Genomic DNA, 1,963 nt, shown 5'->3' with positions numbered 1-1,963 from the left:
AACACTACTAAAAATAGTGGAGGTGATATATCTATATAATTCCCATTAACCCTTGACTAAGTAACAGTCTAGAGTAGTAAAGTTATTTGATTATTTTTGCTGGTTTGTAAATGTCTGATAACCAAAGGAGTTTCAGTTGCGGCTGTCTAAATTCCTTAAGGGTAGGCAAATTATAAATTCGGTATAAGCTCCCAATTCAGTGTCCACATTGAGTGTTCCTCTATGCTGCCCAATGATGATATCATAGGTTAAGGATAATCCTAAGCCTGTTCCTTCTCCCGTAGGTTTAGTAGTAAAGAAAGGATGGAAGATCTTCTCCTTAATTTCAGGTGGGATACCAGTACCATTATCACCAATCCGGATTTCTACTGAGTCACTTAAGCGCAATGTCTTCACCCAAAGCATGGGGGTAAATTCTTCACCGATGTTCTTCTGCTTGCTCTGGAGGGCATAGCAAGCATTTTCGATAATGTTAATGAAGGCACGACTAATATCACTAGACACCAACTCCAGTTGACCAATGGAATCATCATAGTCAGTTTTAATCGTGACATTGAAGTGATGATTCTTGGCACGAACACTGTGATAAGCCAACTGGATAGCTTGGGCTAATACAGTATTGAGGTCAGTCAGTTGGAGTTGAGTACTGTCAGTTCGGGCATGCTGCATCATACTTTGAATGATGCCCTCGGCTCTTTGACCATGACGTTTGATAGCGAGAGAATTGTCTCGCAGTTCTGTCAAGGTGTCTTTGATATAGCTAGCTGTTGTTGTTTCTATATGCTCTAATTGTATTTTAAATTCTTCGATGAGTTCCTCAGCTAACTCCATCGAACCTTCGGCATAATTGTTAACAAAGTTGAGAGGATTCCTCAGTTCATGGGCAACCCCTGCAGTTAAGGTGCCGAGGTATGCTAGTTTCTCTGTGGCAATAATTTGCTCTTGGGCTTCCTTAAGCTGTTGGAAAGTTTTACTTAACCTCGTTTCCGCCGCCGCACGTTCCGCAACTTCTTGTTTCAAACGGGCATTTTGCTCATCAAGGGTTCTAGTCAAATTTATTATTTGTAGATGTATCCTTACTCTAGCCAATACCTCGTCTTGTTGAAACGGTTTGGTGATGTAATCGACGGCTCCGATGGAAAGACCTTTGACCTTATCAACTGTGTCAGTCAGTGCGGTCATGAAAATTACTGGGATGTCTCGATTTGAGGGGTTGGCCTTTAGTCTTTTGCAAGTCTCAAATCCATCAATTCCTGGCATCATTACGTCCAATAGAATTAGATCGGGTTGATTATAGTTAACTTGTTCAATTGCGCTTTCACCATCTGTTTCCACAGCAACCGTAAAGCCAGCATTGTGCAAAGCCTGGGATATAACTGATAAATTGGTGGGTGTATCATCTACAACTAAGATGAGATTTTTGTCTTGATCGTATGTCACTGCTTCAGGATCCTATCAACACAAATTGATTTACTCATAAATAAATTTAAAAATATCTATAATTTATGCTCCCTTAACCATGTATAATTATAATTTTGTTTATTAAAATATTTTTTTTTAGTTATAATTATATAAAATTTAGTGATTATGAATTGATTTGGATAAATGAGTTAAATTATTAAAATTAACAAACCCTAAGCCGGACCAAAAAATGGGTAGCCTGATTCATCTGTGCTGGTGCATACTTGAAGCTATTACTGAAAAAGGTGCTTGTTTAGGATTATATAAACTTACCTTGAACTTACCCTCAGGGAAAATACTGACAGGAGGCGGTATTTATGGCAGTTATTGTCAAACATCGAGAAACGAGCCAGGAGTATATTTTGCTCGGTACAGGATTCGGAGCTTACAAGTCATCACGCCCAAGTCATTTCTGGGAGTAATTTCAGACATAAGCGAGTTTGTTACCTACTTTTGCTTAAGTCCTGTTCGCGCAGCGGAGGCCTTCGGCCAATCATTTATA

General features: G+C 39.2%; 2 protein-coding genes. One reads left to right on the top strand and one right to left on the bottom strand.

Annotation, left to right across the window (positions count from 1 at the left end):
* Positions 1-132 precede the first annotated feature (132 nt).
* Positions 133-1,440, bottom strand: a complete 1,308-nt coding sequence (locus tag F6K53_RS38705) for a response regulator (RefSeq protein WP_293085162.1) — start codon at positions 1,438-1,440, stop codon at positions 133-135.
* A 295-nt stretch (positions 1,441-1,735) separates the two neighbouring features.
* Between F6K53_RS38705 and F6K53_RS38700 the strand changes: the two genes are divergently transcribed.
* The coding region (locus tag F6K53_RS38700; protein ID WP_293085159.1) for a hypothetical protein at positions 1,736-1,963 on the top strand (228 nt) is incomplete at its 3' end.

It is taken from the genome of Moorena sp. SIO4A1, assembly GCF_010672065.1.
Taxonomy (GTDB): domain Bacteria; phylum Cyanobacteriota; class Cyanobacteriia; order Cyanobacteriales; family Coleofasciculaceae; genus Moorena.
The sequence above is the reverse complement of the archived record's forward strand: the minus strand, read 5'-3'. Positions and strand labels throughout refer to the sequence as shown.